Origin of the sequence: Globicatella sanguinis, assembly GCF_002847845.2 — a bacterium.
GTDB lineage: Bacteria > Bacillota > Bacilli > Lactobacillales > Aerococcaceae > Globicatella > Globicatella sanguinis.
In genome coordinates this window covers 966,505-988,340 of the sequence record NZ_CP126962.1, presented here as the reverse complement: position 1 = coordinate 988,340, position 21,836 = coordinate 966,505, and the positions used below count along the sequence as shown (strand labels likewise).

Genomic DNA, 21,836 nt, shown 5'->3' with positions numbered 1-21,836 from the left:
AAGTCCTTTTTTAAAACTACTATTTGTTCCTCATGGAGAATGTGCTATTGTGTATAAATTCATATAAATTGACGATTTCTTTTGCCATATCAATATAAGTGATTGCATTCATTAAATGATCTTGCCCATGTACCATTAATAAACTTAGTTGCAAAGTCTCACCTTGGGCTTCTTTTTGTAAAAGTTGAGTTTGTGTTTGATGTGCTTTTAACATCGATTTATTAGCATCTTCCAATTTAGAATTAGCTTTTTCAAAATCAAACTTTTTGGCGAAGTTAACAGCCTCAATAGCGCTACTTTTTGCGTCACCACCATAAACAATTAATTGCATAATCGTCTCTAGATTTGAATTCAATTTTCACCACCGATAATTTCTAGGGCAAGATTTAATACTTTTTCTCCGTTCATTGTTCCATAGTTTTGCATATTAATGACCTCAATAGGAATGTTCGGATATTTGCTAATATAATCGTCTTTTAAATATCTGATTTGTGGACCTAACATTATGATATTTGGGTTGTATGTAGGAATATTTTTTCGAGCTTCAGGGTCAGATAAGGCTTGAATATGTATGCTTAAATCTTTATTTTCCGCAGATGCTTGCATTTTTTTTACCAACATACTTGTTGACATTCCAGCATTACAGACTAACAAAATTTTCTTTTCCAATTTAATCATCTCCTAACGATTAATAGAGCGGCTTATCCTAGAAGCAGTATGTCTAATACCTCTTACTACAATGCTAGTTTCATAAATATTCTGAACAGGAGCTAAACCTCCAAATCCAGCATCCCCAATGTGTTGAATATCAACACCAGCAGCTTTTGCTTTAAATGCAATCTGACGAATAGTAGAAATATCTGAACCTTCTTGACTTGTTCCGATAGCACTCATTACAAGAACATTATTTTTATGTGCATAATCAACAGCTTCATAAACCATTTCATCTCTTACACCAGGAACAGTTCCAACTGCTGGAATCATTAAGATATCAACACCAGCATCAATTAAATCTTTAACAATTTCAGTATTAATTACAGGTTCATCAGCTCCAGCACTATGCATTTTACCTCCAATTACTAAACCATTGAAATGTGTTTTTGCTAATTTAATTGCTTCGGCAATACCCTTGTTAGAAACACCAACACCAGGATTTCCAGTAATACAAATAAAATCTAGTTTTAACTCCTTAGCTTTTTTAAAGGTATTTATAGTTGCTTGTCTTCCTTCAGAAATTAATAGTCTTTCTTCGTTCATATTTACATTTAAGTCAATAGGTTCTAAGTTTGCACCTATTGGTCTACCAGTTAGCTCATGTAACTTTTCAACAAAATTATTTTTATCTTCCTTATCTAGACCAGCTACATAAGGATTAAATAGATCAATTCCATTTAATAAAAGCAAATCAGCACCGTATGCAGCAGCGATTTCAGAACTTGTGATGTCACCTACAAATGAATCTCTGACACAAACATTTTCCGAAAGAATGGTTCTTCCGTCACTAGCTTTGATACTTTGTTTTAATTCCTCAGCTGTATAACTTAAAATCTCTGAAGAATTTGCAGAAATTAATCTTCTAACCATTATACTTTACCTTCTTTCTTTAAAATTATTTATCTGAAGTTTCCAATGCTTTATTTTGGCGTTCAACAGCCAAATAGAATCCATAATAGATAAAAATATCCATAATAATTAATAATATTTGAAGTACACTAGCTTTCCAATCACCTGTAGCAAGGAAACCTCCAATAACTGGTGGTGTTGTCCAAGGGATTGCAGCACCATTAGTTTTAGCCACAAGACCTGATGCCATAGCGAGGTAGGAAACAATTGCATTAGCCATTGGTGCTATTGTAAATGGTACTAGTAAACTTAAATTCATTACAATAGGAACTCCAAATAACGCGGGTTCATTAATATTAAATATTCCTGGTGTTAAAGTTAACGGTGCTAAAGTTTTGGTCATTTTACTGGCATGTTTTCTTTTGGCTACTATTGCAATGCAAATAACTAGCCCTATTGTGGCACCACCGCCACCCATCCAAACAAAATTATCCATAAACGGACTTGTGATAATATTAGGCAGTTCTTCGCCAGCTTGAAAGGCTAATCGATTTGCATCAGTATTCATTAAATAAATAGGATTCATAACAGAACCTACTGTATGACCTCCATGTACACCGACAAACCAGAAAAGACTATTTAATGCAACTACAATAATCGTTCCAAATAAATTTGAACCTAATAAGCCTAATGGTCCACCTAAAATTGAAATAACAATATCATGAATATTTGGCAGTTTTAATAAATCTAAAATTGTATATATAATAAGTGAACTGACAATAATAACACAGCCAGGAATTAGAGCACTAAAACTTCTAGAGACAGCAGGTGGAACAGAATCAGGCATCTTGATAACAATATTTTTATGTACAAACCAAGAATACACAGAAGCGCTAATTAAACCAACTACTATTGCAACGAATAAACCTCGACTTCCCATATAAACCACGGGTAAACCATTTCCAGAATCACTAATATGAAATGGTGTTAAGGTTAAAAAGGAAGATAAAGAAATCACACCAGCAGAAATACCATCTGTATTTTTAGCGTTTGCAATACTATTAGCAACACCAAAACTTGCAATTAATCCCATCAAACCAAAACTGCAATCTACACCTTTCCATAAATAGGAGATTACTCCTGTTGATTCTAGAAAGGATGTAAATGCTGGGATTGGGAAGCTAGCGATAATCATCAATAATGAACCTGTAATAATAAGTGGCATCGCTAAAGTAACACCATCTCTTAATGCAGTTAAATAAATATTTGTACTTAATTTTGCTGCGATAGGTAGCAATTTATTTTCTAACCAATTTTCTTTTTGATTCATTTTTTTCCCTCATTTCTTGAAATTTATTTACCACTGAGATTTAAAGCTATCCTCCTTTGAATTTTTATTTGTTATCATTATAATATAATATATTATAAGCGTTTTCGAATTTGTTTTTGCACTTAAAGGTGCAAATAAATACAAAATATTAGGAGAGATTTTTTTGAAGGAAGGTCATATTAAATTAATTAATTTTCTAAGAACAAAGAGACAAAATGTAACCAGTGAAATTCTTTCTAAGGAGCTCGATATTTCAATAAGAACCGTAAAATATTATGTAAAAGAGATTAATGAATATTTAGGTTATAAATTAATTGTGTCATCTAGAAATGGATATCAAATTGATCAACAATTATTAATAAAATATTTTCAAATGGAAGAACATAGTTTTGACTTAATTCCACAAAATAATTATGAGAGAGCTGTATTTATAATTCAACAATTTATAAAAAGTGGTGGTAAAAAGATTGATGTTGAAGAAATCTGTGAACAAATGTATGTCAGTAATTCTACCCTATACAAAGTAATAGAAGAACTAAATTATCTACATTTAAATCATAAAGTTAAATTCGAAAGAAGAGAAGACTACATTCACATTATTGGGAAGGAAAAAGATATTAGAAGGATTTTTATGAAAGTGATTAATCAATCATCTAAAAATAGTTTTCTTGATTTGGAAACCTTTCAGGATTTCTTTCCTGAAATTAATCTATTTGTTCTTAAAGATTTAATAAATAAATTGTTCAAAAAAACGAATGGAAGAATCAATGATTTTATAGAGTTTAATATTTTAATACATATTGCAATTTTAATTAATCGAGTTAAGAACGGCAATACCCTTAAAGATGAACGAATTGAATCTACCCCTATAAATTCGAATGTTAATAATGAGTTTTTAATTGAAATAGAAAAAGAATATAATGTTAAACTGAGTTTAATTGAGGTATCTGAGCTTAATCGATTACTAAACTATTATGAACTCGAAGGTAAGAGTATTCATCAGATAGATAGTAAATATGTTTTTTTAGTAAAAAAATATATTAAGAATATTTATGAGAGGTACTATATAGATTTAGTAGAAGAGTCCTTTTTAATGCCGTTTGCATTTCATTTAGAATCTTTATATTGGAGAGCATCCAATAATATATTACAACATAATCCTTTAACTGAAATTGTGAAAAAGAATAATCCATTGGTATTTGATATCGCTATATTCATAGGACTTGATTTTATGAAAGAGATGAACGTAGAAATTAATGAAGATGAAATAGCGTTTATAGCTATTCATTTAGGAGTCGCAATTGAACAATTATTTAAAAAGACAGAAAAAATAAAAATTGGTGTGTATAGTCCAAATTATATCTCAATAAATAGTTATTTGATTACGAAATTAGAATCATATTTTAACAAACAGGTAGATTTTTTTGAAATGTCACCTCAAGATTTGATTTTTAGAAAAGACATTGATTTAATTTGTTCTACAATTTCGTTAGAAAATGAAAAATTAGAAATTCCATTTATTCAAATCTCACCTTTGATTTCAGATAGAGATCTTATTATTGTTGAAAACTCTATAAATAATGTATCTTTAAATTATTCGGATAAAAAACTTAATTACTTGATTGATCATTTTTTTAAAAAAGACTTTTTCAAAATTATTGAAAGAGAACATTCTCAACAAGAAATACTGAATAACTTATGTAACGAATTATATGAAAAAAATATTGTTTCTAAAAATTTTGTGAACAATGTTTTTCAAAGAGAATTAATGGCCTCAACAGCATTTGGTCGCTATGCAATTCCTCACTCAGTAACTTTCGATGCTAAAATAAGTTGTATCAATGTGCTAATATCTAGAAAAGGAATAGAATGGGGAAATTCATTTGTTAATATTGTGTTTTTAATAGCAATAAATGAACAAGAGATAAAATTAGTCCGAGAATTTTATGATTTCATATTTACTATTTTAGAAAAACCACAAGTATTAGAGAATGTAATTAATTCTGAAAATTATTCTGAATTTATTTCGATAATAAAAAGCAATAATATGAATATATTTTAATATTGATTTCACAAATTTGCATTCAATTTTTTCAATAGTACTATAATTTTGTTTGTGTTAAGATTATTGTATCTTATATGAGAGGTGTTATATTATGTTAAAAGATAAATTATTTACATTATTAGAAGAAAAAGAAGCACAGATGATTCAAGACCGTCGTTGGTTACATGAACATCCAGAATTATCTTTTGAAGAGAAAGAAACTAGCGAGTATATTGCGAAGTTCTATGAAGGGAAAGATTGTCAAGTTGAGCGTAATATTGGTGGTTATGGGATTAAGGTAACGATTGACTCAGGTAAACCGGGCAAGACATTAGCGTTAAGAGCGGATTTTGACGCTTTGCCGATTGAAGAAGCGACTGGTTTACCATTTGCTTCCAAAAATCCTGGGGTGATGCATGCTTGCGGTCATGATGCCCATACTGCTTATATGTTAAGTTTGGCAGATGCATTAATTGAAATGAAATCGGAACTGACCGGAAAAATTATTATTATTCATCAACCCGCAGAAGAAATGCCTCCGGGTGGCGCGATTCAAATGATTAAGGACGGAATTTTAGAAGGTGTGGATAATGTATTAGGTTGTCATGTGATGAGTAAAATGCAGTTTGGTAATATTTATTATCATGAAGGCCCTACACAACAAGCACGCGCAAAATTTATTATTAAAGTTCAAGGAACAGGTGGCCATGGTTCCTCACCACATGAAGCGAATGATGCGATTTTAATTGCTAGTCAATTAGTCGTGACATCACAATCGATTGTTTCTCGTCGTATTAATCCTTTCGATGCGGCATCCATATCAATTGGTTCTTTTGATGGGAAAGGTCAATTTAATATTATTAAAGATTCAGTGACGCTTGAAGGCGATGTGCGCTGTATGTCTGATGAGAATCGTCAACTTATTGAACATGAAATCCAACGCTTATGTGATGGACTAGCGAAAGTGTATCATTGTGATATTGAGCTTGATTATCAAAATGATTATCCAGTCTTGATGAATAATCCGCAGTTGACTCAACAAGTTGTAGCAGCGATTCAAAATGCTGAGATTCAAGAGGTCAATGAAATCTTAGATGGTGGTCAACAAAACCCATCAGAAGACTTTGCTTATTATTCAATCGAGCGACCAAGTTGTTTCTTTTATATTGGAGCGAGTCCTAAAGGCGAGGCTTACCCACATCATCATCCTAAATTTGATATCGAAGAAGGTTCGATGTTAATTGCAGCCAAAGCAATGGGAGCCGCTGCTTTAAATTATTTTGGTTTAGAATAGTAAGAGGTACCATATGTTAAAGTTAATGAAGAAATTTCCTGGCGGCACTTTGTTGATTCCAATGCTGATTTCATCCATAATTGGGACTTTCTTTCCTAAATTATTTTTAATCGGGGGACCAACTGAAGCGTTATTCTCAGGTCAAGGTTTAAACTTTATTTTAGGTAGCATTGTGATGTTATCAGGCTGTAGTTTGAATTTATCCTCCATTGTCCAAGTGTTTAAACGATACGGCATTATTTTAAGTTCGAGGCTTCTGTTTAATACAATCGCCGGTGTTTTGTTTGTTAAATTATTTGGTCTTGATGGTGTCTTAGGTTTAAGTGCGATTGCCTTTATTGTGGCCATTACGTCGATGAATCCATCACTTTTCTTAGCTTTGTCTCAAGATTATGGTGATGAAGTCGATCAAAATGCCTTTGGACTTTTAGCTGCTGTCTCAACGCCAATTGTTCCGATGTTTATTTATGGTTTAATCAGTCCAACTCCATTAGATTATATGTCGTTGGTTTCGATTGTCATACCTTTGATTATCGGCATCGTCATTGGTAATTTAGATAAAGAGTTAGGGGCTTTCTTAACGAGTGGCATGGGCTTGATTATTATTTTATTAGGGTGGTCTGTTGGTGCTAAAATTAATTTGCTGGATGCCACTAAAGCTGGACTGCCAGGTATCTTGATGGTAGTTTTATATTATCTGTTAGCGGTATTGCCAGTGATGGTAGTTGAAAGAACCGTATTGAAGCGCAAAGGAATTTCGAGTATCGCCATTTCAACAATGGCGGGATTATCAGCGAGTGTGCCTTTGATGATGATTGAAAATAATCCTGAATTGATTCCTTATAGTGGGGAAGCGGCAGCTGTGGTGACATTAGGCGTGATTGGGACGGCTATTATTTCACCGATGTTAATTAATTGGTTAGATAAGCGAACAACCTAAATTAATAATGGAATCCCAATTTTTCTTAGAAAAAAAGTCACCGTCTGAATCATTGTCAGGCGGTGTCCTTTTTACGTCTTGTTGAGGAAATCTTTAACCTCTAAAGTAAAAGAGGCCACTATATAATTTAGGTTCAAACCAAGTACTTTTTGGGGGCATAATACCTGCTTCGTCAGCGACAGTAAACAGTTCTTGAATAGAAGTGGGGTGCATTGCAAAGGCAAGCGGGTATTGTTCTAACTCTTGCAATGCACGATTCCCACCGACAAAATCAATCCGTTCATCAGTCCTAATATCTTGAATGTTAAGAATAGGCTCTAAAATTTGTTGGCTCAATAAAGTAGCGTCTAAAGCTTGTGGGTCATGTGTTTTTAATCTTAGTCGATACCATTGTTGATTTAACCATAAACCAACCGTACCTTTTTCAGTCGGTTGGAACGGCGCCTCAACAGCTTCTATATCAAATTCTTGGTTCAACTTTTCAAAGAGTGCTTCTGGATTGTAAGGTGATAGATCACTAATGACACGGTGATAAGGCAGAATTGCCATTTCTTCCTCAGGGAAAATGACGCTCATGACTTTGCCATTGCCGACTGTTGCACTGGCTCTCACGGCAGCGGCTGTTCGATGATGTCCGTCGGCGATATAGATGGCAGGCATCTCAGCAAAATATTGGCTAATTGCCTCTTCAAATTCATGTGGAACGATGGCGATGGATTGATAGACGTCTTCTTCACTTTTAAACTCGATGATTGGCTGGGTGGTTTTTTGAATTTCTTCCACGACGGCTTTCAATCCGGGATGGCGTTTATGAACTAAAAAGATGGGACCGGTTTGGGCGCCTAGTTTTTCGATATGGCGTACGCGATCGTCTTCTTTTTCTTTACGTGTTAACTCGTGTTTTTTGATTAAATGATGTTGATAATCTTCAGCCGTGAAGCCTGCGATGATACCGGTTTGTTCGTGCGTATTGGTTTTTAATTGGTATAAATAATATTGTGCAGGTTGCAGTGGATAATACGTCAATTCACGTTGTTGTAATTCATCATGAGCTTTTTGATACACTTTCGCATCATAAGGCGAAGTCCCTTCAGCAAAGAAGGTTTCCGGTCGATCAATACCGATAAAGGCTAAAGGATGCTGTTGGACATAGGCACGTGCTTCTTGTTCATTAAAGACATCATAGGGTAGGGAAGCTAATTGCTGAGCAAATTCAGGTTGTGCTAAATGTAAACTTAAGGGTGAAATATTAACCATGTGCTCCTCCTTTGATAATACGAATGCGACAAATACCATCGCCATTGGCTAAGTCTTCTTTAAAATGTTCAATCGAATTGCCATCGATATCCATTATCGAATAGGCATAGCCATCTTTACTTTGATTCATAAAATTCACAATATTAATGTCACGATTGCCTAGCCAGGTCGTTAAACGACCAATCATATTGGGCTTATTTTCATGGAGAATACATAAACGCGTATAAGCGCCAATGGGACCAATTGAGCAATTAGGAAAATTTACTGAATTAACGATATTACCATGTTCAACGTACTGTCTTAATTGGCTAACGGCCATTTTCGCACAATTATCTTCCGATTCGGTCGTCGTAGCCCCAATATGTGGTGTAATGATGGTGTTAGGTAAACTAGCAGAAGTCGGATTAGGAAAATCAGTGACGTATTTCGCAATATGCCCTGATTCTAAGGCAGGACGTAAGGCTTCTTCATCAATTAAGGTATCGCGGGCATAATTTAATAAGACGACACCTTTTTTAAATAATTGTACCACTCTTTCATCAATCATTTTTTCTGTGGCATCGACTAAAGGTAGATGCAAGGTAATATAGTCCGATTGAATATAAATATCCTCAATATTCGAAATGTGTTCAACTTCGTGTGAAAGGTTCCAAGCGGATTTTACTGAAAGAAAGGGGTCGTAGCCTAAGACTCTCATTCCTAAGGCTAAGGCAGCATTTGCTACTAAAACCCCGATAGAACCTAAACCGATGACGCCAAGTGTTTTGCCGGCTAATTCATTACCATTAAAAGCTTTTTTGGCTTGTTCAGCAAGTTTGGCAATATCGGCGTCATCTTTTGAGGCGTTAACCCAATCAACACTTGACAACACATTACGAGAGGCGATGATCATGCCTCCGAGTACTAATTCTTTCACACTATTCGCATTCGCTCCGGGCGTATTAAAGACGACGATCCCTTTTTTAGTACATTCATCTAAAGGGATATTATTGACCCCAGCACCGGCTCTCGCAATGGCCACTAATTTTTCAGGAAAGTCTAAATCATGAATATTAGCACTACGAATCAGTGCTACTTTTGCTTCACTTAAGTTATTGGTTTCTTGATATTTTTCTTCGAATAAGTTTAGACCTTTTTGTCCAATGGGATTAAATAAATAATAATCAAACATATTATCGGTTCTCTCTTTCAAATTTTTCCATAAAATCAACTAATGCTTGAACACCTGAAAAAGGCATCGCATTATAAATACTAGCGCGCATTCCACCCACTAAACGGTGACCGGCTAGATTTACTAAATGATGGTCGCTCGCTTCTTTAATAAATTTTTTATCCAGCTGTGGATCACCAGTCACAAACGGAACATTCATTAATGAACGATCGTTCTTATTAACCGGATTACTAAATAATGCACTCTGGTCAATATAATCATATAATAATTGTGCCTTTTTAATATTTTTCTGTTGAATTGCGCTTAAACCACCTTGATCTAACAACCATTTAAAAACGAGTCCGCACATATAAATCGTATAAGTTGGTGGCGTATTATACATTGAATCATTGTCAATATAAGTATCGAACCGGTTCATGGTCGGTACATTGTCATTGATTTCAATTGGAATGATATCTTTATTAATAATGGATAATCCAACGCCAGCAGGTCCAATATTCTTTTGTACGCCACCGTATATCATGCCGTATTGAGTGACATCAATCGGTTCTGATAAATAACAAGAAGACATATCAGCAATTAATGGAATGCCGTTAGTGTTAGGTAATTGTTTAAATTTAGTACCGAAAATGGTATTGTTTTCACAAATGTGGACATAATCAGCTGTTTCATTGAATTGAATTTTTGAAACATCTGGTATGTAAGTGAAATTTTTATCTTCAGAACTAGCCACGATATTGACATAACCAAATTTTCTCGCTTCTTGGGCAGCTTTCTTTGAAAAATTGCCAGTTACGATATAGTCGGCTGATTTTTTGGGCATTAAATTTTGAGCAATCATGCCAAACAATGCACTGGCTCCTCCAGGTGTAAAAATAATTTCATAATTATCGGGAATATTGACTAATTTTTTTAAGTTAGTTTTTGTTTCTTGAAAAATATCATTATAAACGGAGGAGCGATGACTCATCTCCATTACCGATTGGCCACTGCCTCGATAATCTAATAATTCTTGGGACGCTTGTTGCAATACCTCTTCGGGTAACATCGCTGGTCCAGCAGAAAAGTTAAATGTTTTTCTCATCTTGACGACTCCTTTATAATGTTTTGTATAATCATAACGTAAACTAGCAGTTAATTCAATGGAAATTATTATTTAAATGAGAAACAGATTAAAATAGTTGACAAAGTAGAATGTTTAATTTATTATAAACTCATATTAATTAATAAAAACATTTTTGGACGAAGAGATTCGGGATATTTTCAAGAGAGTTTGCGGTTGGTGCGAGCAAATAGATGAACGAATGAAGACACAGCCAGTAATAAAATGTATGGTCGCAACATTATAGCGTGAGAAGTATTCTCATTGAGGTAATAAGTGTGAGCTTATTATAAATAAAGGTGGAACCACGTTAAGACGTCCTTTACCCATATTCGGGTAGAGGGCGTATTTTTTAGGATAGTCGACTGTCGCAATCAATTTTAAAAAAAGGAGCATATATTATGAAAAAGATCAAAAAAATGTTAGTGGCGATTTTGGGTTTAATGGTTGCATCTCCCGTTGTAAAGGCGGCAGAACCCATGATTAATAAAGAAGATAAAGTAGTTGTCGGTTTTGATGATACCTTTGCGCCCTTTGGCTTCAAAGATGAAAAAGGCAATATCGTTGGTTTTGATGTTGATTTAGCAAGCGCCGTTTTTGACAAAATGGATGTGGAATTTGAATTTCAACCGATTGACTGGAGTACCAAAGAAACCGAATTGAATACCGGCAATATCGATATGATTTGGAATGGCTATACAATTACTGATGAACGTGAAAAAGTAGTCGCATTCTCTGATGCTTATATGGATAATCGTCAAGTCATTATTGTTAAAGCGGATAATGATATTGAATCGAAAGCTGATTTAGCTGATAAAGTGGTCGCAACTCAAGCAGAATCTTCCGCCTTAGAAGCAATTTTAGCAGATGAAGCCTTTACCAAAACCATCGATGGCGCAACACCGATTACCTATGCGACCTTTGTAGAAGTTTTCGCTGATTTAGACAATGGCCGAGCAGATGCGATCGTCGTTGACGAAACACTGGCTACTTATTATTTAAGCCAAAAAGACAATGCCGATAGCTACCGTATTTTAGAAGATAATTTCGGTGAAGAAGAATACGCCGTTGGTTTTAGAAAATCGGATAGTGAATTTGTAGAAGAATTTAATGCCGCTTTAAAAGCAGTAACCGAAGAGGGAACATTTGATGAAATTAAAGCTAAATGGTTTGCAGAGATTAAAGAATAATCAGGTTCATTGAACAAAGAATCATTATCCAAAACGGTATCACTATAATCACGAACTTTAACATTACGATTAGCTTAGTAAAAGTGGCAAGATAGGTTTGATAATGATTAGTTGATAAAACTAGTATTATTTCGGTGTTTTGTTGGTGCCGAATGAATGATTTCTAGTAAGTTTAGCTGAACTGCAACGTTCAATGATAGTCAATGAGAAGCGCAGGGGAAGAAGAATTTTCCCGCGGTTAGCTGGACTGCAATGTTCAGTGATAATCAATGAGAAGCGCGGGGGAAGAAGAATTTTCACGCGGTTAGCTGGACTGCAACGTTCAATGATAGTCAATGAGAAGCGTAGGGGAAGAAGAATTTTCCTACGGTTAGCTGGACTACAGCGTTTAATGGTGGTTAATAGTAGATAAAATTTAAGACTAGGAGCAATTAAGATGGGGATAGAATGGTTAGAGCCACTAGGACGAGGCTTTAGTGTGACGTTACAATTTTTCGTGATTACTTTGGTATTAAGTTTACCTTTAGGATTATTATTAGCGGTTTTGAATCGTTATTTACCCAAGTGGTTACAAGCACTCATGCAAGTCTATATTTATGTTTTTAGAGGGACACCTTTATTACTGCAAATGATGTTTGTCTTTTTTGGACTTCCCTTAATAGGTGTGGTATTGGATCGTTTTGAATCAGCCGTTTTAACACTAGTCTTAAATTATACTGCTTATTTTATTGAAATTTTTCGTGGAGGCATTCAAACAGTGCCTATTGGTCAATTTGAGTCGATTAAAGTTCTTTCGATTTCGCCACTAGCTGGCTGGCGTAAAATCATTTTACCGCAAGTATGGCGCATCGTGATGCCATCAATAGGAAATGAGGTTATCACTTTAATTAAAGATACTTCCTTAATCTATGTTTTAGGTTTAGAAGAATTATTAAAAGTCGGTAAAGCTTTGTCCAATCAACAAGCATCCTTATTACCGTATGTTTATGTGGGGATTATCTATTTAATCTTTACCGGCGTGACGACTGTTATTTTGAAACAAATCGAGAAGAAAATGGGGGTGTAAGCTATGACATTAATTGTAAAAAATCTAAGTAAAAGTTTTGGCACCCAATTGATTTGTCAAAATTTTAATTTAATGATGCAACCAGGCGACCTCACTTTATTAGTAGGCGAGTCGGGGAGTGGAAAAACGACGATTTTACGTATGTTAAATGCTTTGGAAACAGCGGATCAGGGCACGATAGAGTTAGCAGGTTATGATTTAATTTCTGAAAATAGTGAACCTAGTAAAGCCGAACAAAAAAATTATCAACGGGCGATAGGGTTAGTATTTCAAGATTACCAATTGTTTCCACAAATGACCGTCTTAGAAAACTTATTATTTGCACCTAAAGTGAATAAGTTAGCACCCTTAAAAAAGTTAACAGCAGCAGCGATTAGCTGGCTAGAGCGCTTTGGTTTAGCGGATAAGTGCGATGTTTATCCCTCAACTTTATCGGGAGGACAAAAACAACGAGTGGCGATTATTCGCGCGATGATGATGCGACCGCAATTATTATGTTTTGATGAACCAACTTCGGCTTTAGATCCAGCGAATACTCTAGAATTTTCGAAACTCATTGAAGAACTGCGACGAGAAGGTGTTATGGTGTTAATCGTGACTCATGATATGACACTCGTAGAGTTAGTGCAAGAGAACGCGCAAATTATTACTAATCAAGAATTCATCCAATCGAATTAAGGGAGTGGGCAAGCAGTAGAAAATTAAATAATTTTTGCTTTGTTTGCCCACCTAAGTTATTTAATTTTTTATTGGAAGAGCCTTATAACCATGTGAATATCATGATTTAGCTTATGACCATTTTAACGTGATTGATTATCCATTTATCATTACTTATATAGGCTAAGGGACTAACTTATAGCCGCTCCATAAATTTTGTTTCATCTACAATGACACGTGTATGCGTTGCACGAGCAATTTGCTTCTTTGAATCAAAAGCTTCCAATTCAAATTCAAAGCGACGATTCGTTTGTTTGACAGTTGTAATCTTGATTCTAACCTCATCACCAATCAGGGTAGGGGCTAGGTGGTCAACGTTAATTTGTGAACCAACAGTGGTTATGCCTTCAGATAATAATTGTTGACAATATAAATAACTGGTATTTTCTAAATAGGCTACTAACATGGGGGTGCTTAAAACATTCATGCCACCTGACCCCATATTATGAGCAGAATGTTCCTCGTGTACTGAATAATGTCTTTCAAGTGTCATTTTTATTCTCTCCAATCTAATCAATTTGTATGCAGTTTCATTATAATCATTGTATACTAAAAATAATAGAAAAGGGAAGTGGATCATGAATTTACAAGAACATTATTTATATCAAGCTTATTATCAAGAAAACAGACGCATACGTGTCTGGTTACCAGAAGCATATCAAGCGAGTGTCACCGAACGTTTCGGAGTCCTGTATTTACATGATGGGCAAAATGTCTTTATTGACGAGGAATCATACGTTGGTCATTCTTGGCGAGTGATTGAAGCGTACACCGCTCATCATCATCGCCCTCCAATGATCATTGTCGGAATTGATAATCATCCTGAAAAAAGACTGGATGAATATTCGCCTTGGCAGCTTGATCCAACACATCACAGTCAAATGACAACAGCAGGAGGCGACGGTAGCCATTATGGCGAATGGGTTGTGAAGGTGGTGAAGCCTTTTATTGACCAAAAATATCGCACTTTAGTAGAGGTAGAACATACCTGGTTAGCGGGCAGTTCAATGGGTGGTTTGATTACTGCTTATCTGGCAGCTGAATATCCAACTGTCTTTGGAAAAATAGGTGTTTTTTCTTTAGCTTCATGGTTTAATGAAGGAGCATTTTTAGAGTTTATCAAGGGACACCCCTTAGCCAAAAATACGAAAGTCTATCTTCAAGTAGGAACAGAGGAGACCGATGGTTTAGCTGACCCTGAATTAGAACAAAGGCGGAATCAACAATATGTAGATTGTTCTTTAAATTACTATGCAACTTTATTGGCTCAAGGTGTACCGATTGCAAATACTTGGTTACGGATTATGATTGGAGAAAAACATCATGAACAATATTGGGCCCAACATTTTGGTGAATTTATCGATTTTATGTCTGCCAATTAGTTAAATTTTATTTTTGTATATGGAGGCTTCCTTTCATTGGCGGAAAAATCTTTCCCCACCACAATTTTTAAGTCCATACAATAAAACTTCAAAAGCTGTTTGATAATGAGTCATTTAATAGGTGAAGGTTATAGCCACCCATAGCGTGGTAAATTTAATTATTGAGCCACTAGACTTAACGAAGCAAGTGACACTCTTAAGAAAGCAAGTAAAGAATCAACTAGCATGCGATTTTATTTCGGATGCTTTTTTTGATTTATGATGATGATTGCTTGTGAAATCAATTTAAAAACCCACTTCATCTGAGAGTTTTGCTAAGATTATTTTCATTCACAAGCTCGTGTCTCATTTTGAGACATATTTTGCTTAATGATTAAGAATATATGAAGTTTAGCGGATTATTTTTCTAAATTTTATGAAAATGAAAATAACACTCAAAAAGGGCCGTTTTCGTGTCTCATTTTGAGACACCGTGAAAATTTATGAAAACAAAAAATTGGATAATTTGCCTCTATTTTGATGTTATAGTGCGTTTGGAATGCTTACATTGTTCAATTACTTTTCAGATGAAAATATCTGAACGCATTTTGAAAATGAAACATTGTGAAATGAGCGATCATTAGTTTTTCTTTCTTTAGGTTATAAGCTATTTTGCCCATAAATCTTATCGTTATTAATCCATTTCTCTATCAGACTTTTAGTAGAAATCCTATATCTATTCGCTAGTGCTATATAACTTCATATTCCTTCAAAATATTCTTCCATAACATGTAGTTTAAATTTGTAACCATAAAATGCCCCCCATAAAGTTAGTTTTTAACGCAAACTTTCGGGGGGCACATCACTACTGACTTTTGAAACACTTGTTTTTAATTGTTAACGGTTAGACATGATGACTTTAATTTCGTCTTCATTAATCCCTACCATCGCTTCGCCTAAATCAGTTGAGACTTCGACTAATTTGGCAGCATCTTTATAATTGGCTACTGCTTCAACTATGGCTTTGGCACGTTTTTCTGGATTACCTGATTTGAAAATACCGGAACCAACGAAAACTCCTTCAGCACCTAATTGCATCATTAAAGCCGCATCCGCAGGTGTTGCTACCCCGCCAGCTGAAAAGTTCAATACAGGTAATTTACCCGTATCATGGACTTGCTTTAATAAATCATAAGAGACGCCTAATTCCTTAGCTTGGTTAAAGAGCTCATCATCTTGTAACGACACCACATAACGGATTTGTTCATGGATTTTTCTTAAGTGACTAACCGCTTGGCTGACATCCCCTGTTCCGGCTTCACCTTTAGTACGAATCATTTTAGCCCCTTCTTGAATACGGCGTAAAGCTTCACCTAAATCTCTAGCTCCACAAACGAAAGGTGTCTGAAATTGTTGTTTATTAATATGATAAACATGATCAGCTACTGATAAGACTTCTGACTCATCAATATAGTCAATTTGTAAACTTTCTAAAATTTGAGCTTCGACAAAGTGACCAATTCTTACTTTCGCCATGACTGGTATCGAAACTGCTGCTTGAATTTCTTTTATCATTCGAGGGTCACTCATCCGACTAATACCACCAGCAGCTCGAATGTCTGCAGGTACTCTTTCTAAAGCCATGACCGCTACGGCACCTGCTGCTTCGGCAATTTTTGCTTGTTCCACATTTACCACGTCCATGATGACGCCACCCGCTAATTGTTTATGTACTTCTTCAATTGATTGTTTCATCTTGATTGCTCCTTTATAAGTAATGTCTCTACTTTAACACCTTTTTGAATCTTTCTTAAGATTCAAAAATGGATATTTTTATGGGTCCAAATAGTTTTTTGTTGTATAATGGATGAGACGAAAGGAGGAAAAGCATGATTACGGTGAACTTTAACGAAGACCAACACCTGTACTTACAAATAGTCGATGAAGTTATCCGGCAAATTGCCCAAGGACATTTAAAAAGTGGTGACCAACTTCCTTCACGGCGAGCTTTGGCAGAGCATTTAAAAGTCAGTCTTAATACGGTCATTAACGCTTATGACCAACTGACAGATGAAGGTTATATCGTGCCGAAGGAAAGATCTGGTTATTATGTGGATTTACTAGAAATTGATATGTTGCCCTCTGAGGAAATTGAGACAACGCCACTAAAACACGAGGACTCTATCATAAGTAAAGCGCGCCAATATACTTATGATTTTCACTTTGCCAACCGTGATATGGCTACTTTAAATCCTAAACAATTATTACAGTATGCACCCGAAGCGCTAGCAAAAAGCGTGGCTAATTGTAATTTAAAAGATGACTTGGGTGCATTCTCTTTACGTTTGGCTATTGCTGATTATTTACGTAAATACCGAGGAGTGATGACTTCACCTGATAATATCATCATTACAGGGGGGCATACGGCTAGCTTACAGGCTCTATTTGCCTTATTAGAAGATGGGATTTATGCCTTAGAAGATCCTGGTTATTATAAAAATTTAGATCTCTTTACAGATTATCAGCAAAAGACTATTCGAATTCCGATTGATAAATATGGTTTCTCGGTTAAAGATTTGGAGACTACCTCCGCTAACATCGTGATTACTACTCCCAATCATCAGTTTCCCACTGGCATTATCATGGGGATGCGTCGACGTCAGCGTTTATTAAAATGGGCCTATCAGGCAGAAAACCGTTATATTATTGAAAATGACTACTATAATGAGTTCCGCCTTAAGGGGCGTCCTGTTCCTGCTTTGACCAGTCTGGACGACCAAGGGCGAGTCATATTATTAGGGGCTTTTCGTCAAAGTATGGGGTCAATTTTTAAGCTGTCATATTTAGTTTTACCCAATCAGTTAATGAAAAAATTCCATCAAGCTAAATTAAAAACCAATGATATTTCTAGCTTTGAGCAATATTTAATGACTGATTTTCTCAATTCTGCTTATTTTCCTAAATATATTAATAGCCTGCGAACTAATTACCGTCGTAAGGAAAAAGCGGTGCTAGCAGCGCTTCACCAAACCCAACTCCCCCTAACCATTAAGGAAGCAGGGGCTGGACTTTTCTTTATTATTACCTTTGAGGGCGAGATTCCACCGACTGACGTGATTCAAGCTAGGCTAGCTGCAAATAAGATTCGCTTACAACCGGTCAACCACTATGCTCAATTAAAGAATCGGTTCGATAAAAGTTATATTTTAGGTTATGGTGGGCTAGAGCTTGATGAAATTGATCAAGCTATTCAAGCTTTAGTTACTATATTTAAATAAAGCAAAAGATAAATAAGTTACAATAAGATTACCCAATTTGTTGCACGTAACTTTCCTCAGTTACCAAAACAATAGAGGTAATCTTATTGTAATTTTATAGGCGATGAAATAATGAGTGTTATTTAATCGTTCGGCCATTCAATCGTATAATAACCTTCTTCTTCACATAGTGTTAAAGGCATATTGGTGCGATAAAGTGAACCGTTTTTATCTTGTTCTAAATACATCACAAAATCTTTAGGATAAATTGAGAGTAATTTCGAATAGAGATTATCTTGGTCAATAATGATGGTTTTGATTTCTTGATCGGTTTGGAACCAATCGGTTTTCAAATGGAAAAAAGCACCCGGTGAGATAAATGTTTCATATTTAAGGATTGAAATGATTGACTGCTTCATAAAAAAACTTCCTTTCACTATTAGTATGTATATTATATCACAAACTAAGCAGTAGATTAAGCGCTTCATTAAAAGTGACAACATTGAAAAATGAAATATTACCCTATATCGTGTATAATATGACTTAATGATTATAAAAAAAGAGGTGCTTTATTTGACCATATTACTAAGCGGAACTAAACGTTCAAAAGAATTGTTAACTATCTTCCAAGAAAAAACGCAGAAATTAAAAGATCATCATCAAGTGACGCCAAAATTGGTAGTAATAACGGTAGGTGAAGACCCAGCTAGCCAAGTTTATGTCGGCCAAAAGGAAAAGAAAGCTCATCAAATCGGCTTTGATTTTGAATGGGTAAAATTCCCTGAGACGGTACCAGAAACCGAATTAATCGCTAAAATAGATGAATTAAATGCCGACTCAAAAGTGAATGGGATGATTGTTCAATTACCTTTACCTCAACATTTAGATGAACGTAAGATGATTGAGCGCATTAGCCCAGACAAAGATGTCGATGGTTTCCATCCCTATAATTTAGGAAAATTAATTACTAATCAAGCGACAGTGATTCCGTGCACGCCTAAAGGAATTTTGAATTTATTAAAAGCCCATGATATTACTTTGTCAGGAAAAAATGTTGTTATCATTGGTCGCAGCTTAATCGTTGGTTTACCATTACAAATGCTTCTAACACATGAGAATGCTACCGTTACTGTCTGTCATACTAAAACGAAAGATTTAAAAGCTCATACTAAACAAGCGGATATTATCGTCGTGGCGGCCGGTAAACCGGGACTCTTAACGAAGGAACATATTGAATCAGGTGCAGTTGTCATTGACGTTGGGATTAATCGTTTACCTGATGGCCGTTTAGCGGGAGATGTTGCATTTGAAGAAGTTGAAGGCATGGTCAGTGCCATTACGCCGGTTCCAGGTGGTGTGGGACCGATGACGGTTGCGATGTTAATGGAACAAACATTGGAGTGTGCTTGTCGTCAACATGATATTGATTATCAAACGCTTTAGAAAGTAGGTGTTCTTTTGAACGAAAAATATTTAACGGTCAAAGCCCTCACTCAATATTTAAAACGAAAGTTTGATGTTGATCCTCACTTACAAAGAGTTTTTGTTGTGGGAGAAGTATCGAATTTCAGGATGCGACCGAATGCCCATCAATATTTTAGTTTAAAGGACGATGGTGCTGTAATTAATGCGGTCATGTTCAAACATGCCTTTAATAAACTTCCGTTCAAACTAGAAGAAGGAATGAAAGTCCTTGCGGTCGGGCGAGTCGGTTTATATGAAAAAAGTGGCCAATATCAAATCACCATTGAAAATTTGCAGCCTGATGGGGTAGGAGCACTTTACCAAGCTCTAGAACAGCTGAAAGAGAAATTTAGAAAAGAAGGTTTATTTGATGTTTTAAATCGACCGATTGAAAAATTTCCTAAAAAAATTGCGGTAATTACGAGTCCAAGCGGAGCGGTCATTCGCGATATTTTAACAACGATCAAACGGCGCTATCCGATTGTTCAAGTAACGGTCTTTCCAACCAGGGTACAAGGACAAGAAGCAGCCGGTGAAATTGCGGCAGCCTTTGATAAAGTCAAAAACTTAGCCAGTGAGTTTGATACAGTGATTCTCGCGCGTGGTGGAGGCTCAATTGAAGATTTATGGCCGTTTAACGAAGAAGTTGTAGCAAAAGCCATATTAGATTGTCCGATACCGGTCATTTCATCTATCGGTCATGAAACAGATACGACGATTGCTGATTTAGTAGCTGATTTAAGAGCACCAACTCCAACAGCAGCTGCTGAAATGTCAGTGCCCGTTATGACTGATATCTTAGCCTATTTAAATGGTCAATCCGAACGATTAATCTATGCCATTAATGCCCAATTTAAACATAAGCAAAAACGCTTATCAAATGTCCAGCAATCTTATATTTTGACCCAACCAGAACGGTTATATCAAGCCTACACTCAACAACTGGATAATTTAACAACGGCTTTATGGCAACATCAACAAAAATATTTGCAAAAGCAACGACATCAAGTAGAGTTAGCGAGTCAAAAATTAGGATCGGCTTCGCCAGCCTATCGAATTAATCAGCAAAGTCAATTGGTAGAGCGGATGACTGAACGCATGGCTTATTCGATGCAACTCTTATTAAATAAAAAAGAACATCAGTTTAAGCAAGGAGTCGTCCAACTTGAAGCCTATAGTCCCTTAAATATTTTAGCTAGAGGCTATTCGGTTGTGTCTAAAGATGGAAATGTCGTTAAATCAGTCGCGAGCCTAGAGCAGCAAGATGACGTTGAAATACGACTATTGGATGGCAAGATTAATGCAACTGTCAATTCTATTGAACAAATTAAAGGAGATAAATAAATGGCAACTAAAAAAACAGCAAAGCAACCAGAAAATTTTGAAGCCGCATTAACACAATTAGAACAAATTGTGCAACAATTAGAACGTGGTGAATTACCCTTAGAAGAAGCTTTGGCATCTTTTAAAGAAGGAATTGAATTGAGTCAATATTGTCAAAAAACATTGACTGAAGCAGAACAAACCGTCGCTAAAATGATGACACCACAAGGTGAAGTGAATTTAGACGCAGAAGAAATATAATTTCCTTTAAGCTAGGCAAAAAGCACATCGTTTTTTTGCTTAGCTATTTTTTTATAAATCAATAGCCTAAGACCGGGGAAAGATTAATTATAAATAGGGTTAGTTTCCTTATACATTGGAGAAGTGATCAAGACGAAGCGAAAATGATTCGTATTTCTACTTCTAGTTAAAGCCCAACTGTGCGCGGAGTGGGCAGACGAAGCGAAAGTAATTCGTTTTTTTACTTCTTGCCCACTCCCTTACTTTATTATTTCATTCATATTAGTCGAACTTATTCTAAAGAACCTCATTAAATAACAAGGCATGATGTATTAGTAGTGATTTTCGATAATCCTTGCTGATAATTATGGTATCAAAAAAGGGGCTTTTTAGGTTTCTTAAGTTATAAATTTCAATCAATCAATAATTTACTATAGTAGTGAAGCAAATCATTTTTAAATCCTTCGAGTTTGTATACTGATTGTGTGAGAACACTAGTGGATTATGTTATAATATC

21 protein-coding genes are annotated in these 21,836 nt (G+C 35.4%); 11 read left to right on the top strand and 10 right to left on the bottom strand.

Annotated elements, in window-relative coordinates; translation table 11 throughout:
• Positions 1 to 19 precede the first annotated feature (19 nt).
• From CYJ72_RS04260 to CYJ72_RS04245, 4 genes are read right to left on the bottom strand one after another with little or no spacing between them, the layout of a single operon-like run.
• Positions 20 to 331, bottom strand: a complete 312-nt coding sequence (locus tag CYJ72_RS04260) for a PTS sugar transporter subunit IIA (RefSeq protein ID WP_284630667.1) — start codon at positions 329 to 331, stop codon at positions 20 to 22.
• A 20-nt stretch (positions 332 to 351) separates the two neighbouring features.
• The gene (locus CYJ72_RS04255) at positions 352 to 669 is read right to left on the bottom strand and encodes a PTS sugar transporter subunit IIB (protein ID WP_284630665.1); all 318 of its coding nucleotides are present in this window, start codon (positions 667 to 669) and stop codon (positions 352 to 354) included.
• 12 nt (positions 670 to 681) lie between these two features.
• Entirely contained in the window at positions 682 to 1,584 is a 903-nt protein-coding gene (locus tag CYJ72_RS04250; protein WP_284630664.1) for a DUF7916 family protein, read from the bottom strand.
• A 25-nt stretch (positions 1,585 to 1,609) separates the two neighbouring features.
• Positions 1,610 to 2,893, bottom strand: a complete 1,284-nt coding sequence (locus CYJ72_RS04245) for a PTS sugar transporter subunit IIC (RefSeq protein ID WP_284630662.1) — start codon at positions 2,891 to 2,893, stop codon at positions 1,610 to 1,612.
• Positions 2,894 to 3,056: 163 nt separating this feature from the next.
• Here CYJ72_RS04245 and CYJ72_RS04240 point away from each other — a divergent pair, with 163 nt between their 5' ends.
• The 3 genes from CYJ72_RS04240 (at position 3,057) to CYJ72_RS04230 (ending at position 7,171) form a co-directional block, all read left to right on the top strand.
• On the top strand, positions 3,057 to 4,955 hold the full coding sequence (locus tag CYJ72_RS04240) for a BglG family transcription antiterminator (RefSeq protein ID WP_284630660.1): 1,899 nt from the start codon (positions 3,057 to 3,059) through the stop codon (positions 4,953 to 4,955).
• 94 nt (positions 4,956 to 5,049) lie between these two features.
• Positions 5,050 to 6,231, top strand: coding sequence for an amidohydrolase (locus tag CYJ72_RS04235; RefSeq protein ID WP_284630658.1), 1,182 nt, complete (start codon positions 5,050 to 5,052; stop codon positions 6,229 to 6,231).
• 13 nt (positions 6,232 to 6,244) lie between these two features.
• Positions 6,245 to 7,171 (top strand): 2-keto-3-deoxygluconate permease, encoded by a 927-nt coding sequence (locus CYJ72_RS04230; RefSeq protein WP_284630656.1) that lies wholly within the window; start codon positions 6,245 to 6,247, stop codon positions 7,169 to 7,171.
• A gap of 93 nt (positions 7,172 to 7,264) precedes the next feature.
• Here the strand turns inward: CYJ72_RS04230 and CYJ72_RS04225 are convergent, their stop codons facing one another.
• The 3 genes from CYJ72_RS04225 to serC are packed head-to-tail and all read right to left on the bottom strand — an operon-like array spanning position 7,265 to position 10,683.
• Entirely contained in the window at positions 7,265 to 8,428 is a 1,164-nt protein-coding gene (locus tag CYJ72_RS04225) for a DUF1015 domain-containing protein (protein ID WP_284630654.1), read from the bottom strand.
• A complete protein-coding gene (locus CYJ72_RS04220; protein ID WP_284630653.1) occupies positions 8,421 to 9,638 on the bottom strand; it encodes a 3-phosphoglycerate dehydrogenase family protein in 1,218 nt (405 codons plus the stop codon). Before CYJ72_RS04220 ends, CYJ72_RS04225 begins: the two co-directional genes overlap by 8 nt.
• Entirely contained in the window at positions 9,601 to 10,683 is a 1,083-nt protein-coding gene (gene serC / locus CYJ72_RS04215) for a 3-phosphoserine/phosphohydroxythreonine transaminase (RefSeq protein WP_284630652.1), read from the bottom strand. Before serC ends, CYJ72_RS04220 begins: the two co-directional genes overlap by 38 nt.
• A 419-nt stretch (positions 10,684 to 11,102) precedes the next feature.
• Here serC and CYJ72_RS04210 point away from each other — a divergent pair, with 419 nt between their 5' ends.
• The 3 genes from CYJ72_RS04210 to CYJ72_RS04200 all read left to right on the top strand — a co-directional run bounded on the left by CYJ72_RS04210 (position 11,103) and on the right by CYJ72_RS04200 (position 13,635).
• On the top strand, positions 11,103 to 11,891 hold the full coding sequence (locus CYJ72_RS04210) for an amino acid ABC transporter substrate-binding protein (protein ID WP_284630650.1): 789 nt from the start codon (positions 11,103 to 11,105) through the stop codon (positions 11,889 to 11,891).
• 436 nt (positions 11,892 to 12,327) lie between these two features.
• Positions 12,328 to 12,957 carry an amino acid ABC transporter permease gene (locus CYJ72_RS04205; protein ID WP_071408773.1) on the top strand — a complete coding sequence of 210 codons (630 nt, stop codon included), beginning with the start codon at positions 12,328 to 12,330 and terminating at the stop codon, positions 12,955 to 12,957.
• 3 nt (positions 12,958 to 12,960) lie between these two features.
• Entirely contained in the window at positions 12,961 to 13,635 is a 675-nt protein-coding gene (locus CYJ72_RS04200; protein WP_284630647.1) for an amino acid ABC transporter ATP-binding protein, read from the top strand.
• A 175-nt stretch (positions 13,636 to 13,810) separates the two neighbouring features.
• Here CYJ72_RS04200 and CYJ72_RS04195 read toward each other — a convergent pair whose 3' ends face one another.
• Complete coding sequence (locus CYJ72_RS04195) at positions 13,811 to 14,167, bottom strand: thioesterase family protein (RefSeq protein WP_284630645.1); 357 nt, start codon at positions 14,165 to 14,167, stop codon at positions 13,811 to 13,813.
• A gap of 85 nt (positions 14,168 to 14,252) precedes the next feature.
• On the opposite strand from CYJ72_RS04195, the gene CYJ72_RS04190 reads away from it, so the two are divergent.
• Positions 14,253 to 15,056, top strand: a complete 804-nt coding sequence (locus CYJ72_RS04190) for an alpha/beta hydrolase (protein ID WP_066124541.1) — start codon at positions 14,253 to 14,255, stop codon at positions 15,054 to 15,056.
• Between the two features lie 876 nt (positions 15,057 to 15,932).
• Here CYJ72_RS04190 and pdxS read toward each other — a convergent pair.
• Positions 15,933 to 16,790 carry a pyridoxal 5'-phosphate synthase lyase subunit PdxS gene (gene pdxS / locus CYJ72_RS04185; protein ID WP_066124539.1) on the bottom strand — a complete coding sequence of 286 codons (858 nt, stop codon included), beginning with the start codon at positions 16,788 to 16,790 and terminating at the stop codon, positions 15,933 to 15,935.
• A gap of 134 nt (positions 16,791 to 16,924) precedes the next feature.
• On the opposite strand from pdxS, the gene pdxR reads away from it, so the two are divergent.
• The gene (gene pdxR / locus CYJ72_RS04180) at positions 16,925 to 18,313 is read left to right on the top strand and encodes a MocR-like pyridoxine biosynthesis transcription factor PdxR (protein ID WP_284630643.1); all 1,389 of its coding nucleotides are present in this window, start codon (positions 16,925 to 16,927) and stop codon (positions 18,311 to 18,313) included.
• Positions 18,314 to 18,435: 122 nt separating this feature from the next.
• Here the strand turns inward: pdxR and CYJ72_RS04175 are convergent, their stop codons facing one another.
• Positions 18,436 to 18,711: a hypothetical protein gene (locus tag CYJ72_RS04175; protein ID WP_066124534.1), complete on the bottom strand. Its 276-nt coding sequence runs from the start codon at positions 18,709 to 18,711 to the stop codon at positions 18,436 to 18,438.
• 154 nt (positions 18,712 to 18,865) lie between these two features.
• Between CYJ72_RS04175 and folD the strand changes: the two genes are divergently transcribed.
• The 3 genes from folD to xseB are packed head-to-tail and all read left to right on the top strand — an operon-like array spanning position 18,866 to position 21,340.
• On the top strand, positions 18,866 to 19,735 hold the full coding sequence (gene folD / locus CYJ72_RS04170) for a bifunctional methylenetetrahydrofolate dehydrogenase/methenyltetrahydrofolate cyclohydrolase FolD (RefSeq protein ID WP_284630640.1): 870 nt from the start codon (positions 18,866 to 18,868) through the stop codon (positions 19,733 to 19,735).
• Positions 19,736 to 19,750: 15 nt separating this feature from the next.
• Complete coding sequence (xseA, locus tag CYJ72_RS04165) at positions 19,751 to 21,100, top strand: exodeoxyribonuclease VII large subunit (RefSeq protein ID WP_101813422.1); 1,350 nt, start codon at positions 19,751 to 19,753, stop codon at positions 21,098 to 21,100.
• Positions 21,101 to 21,340 carry an exodeoxyribonuclease VII small subunit gene (xseB, locus tag CYJ72_RS04160; RefSeq protein ID WP_066124527.1) on the top strand — a complete coding sequence of 80 codons (240 nt, stop codon included), beginning with the start codon at positions 21,101 to 21,103 and terminating at the stop codon, positions 21,338 to 21,340.
• The last annotated feature ends 496 nt before the right edge of the window (positions 21,341 to 21,836 follow it).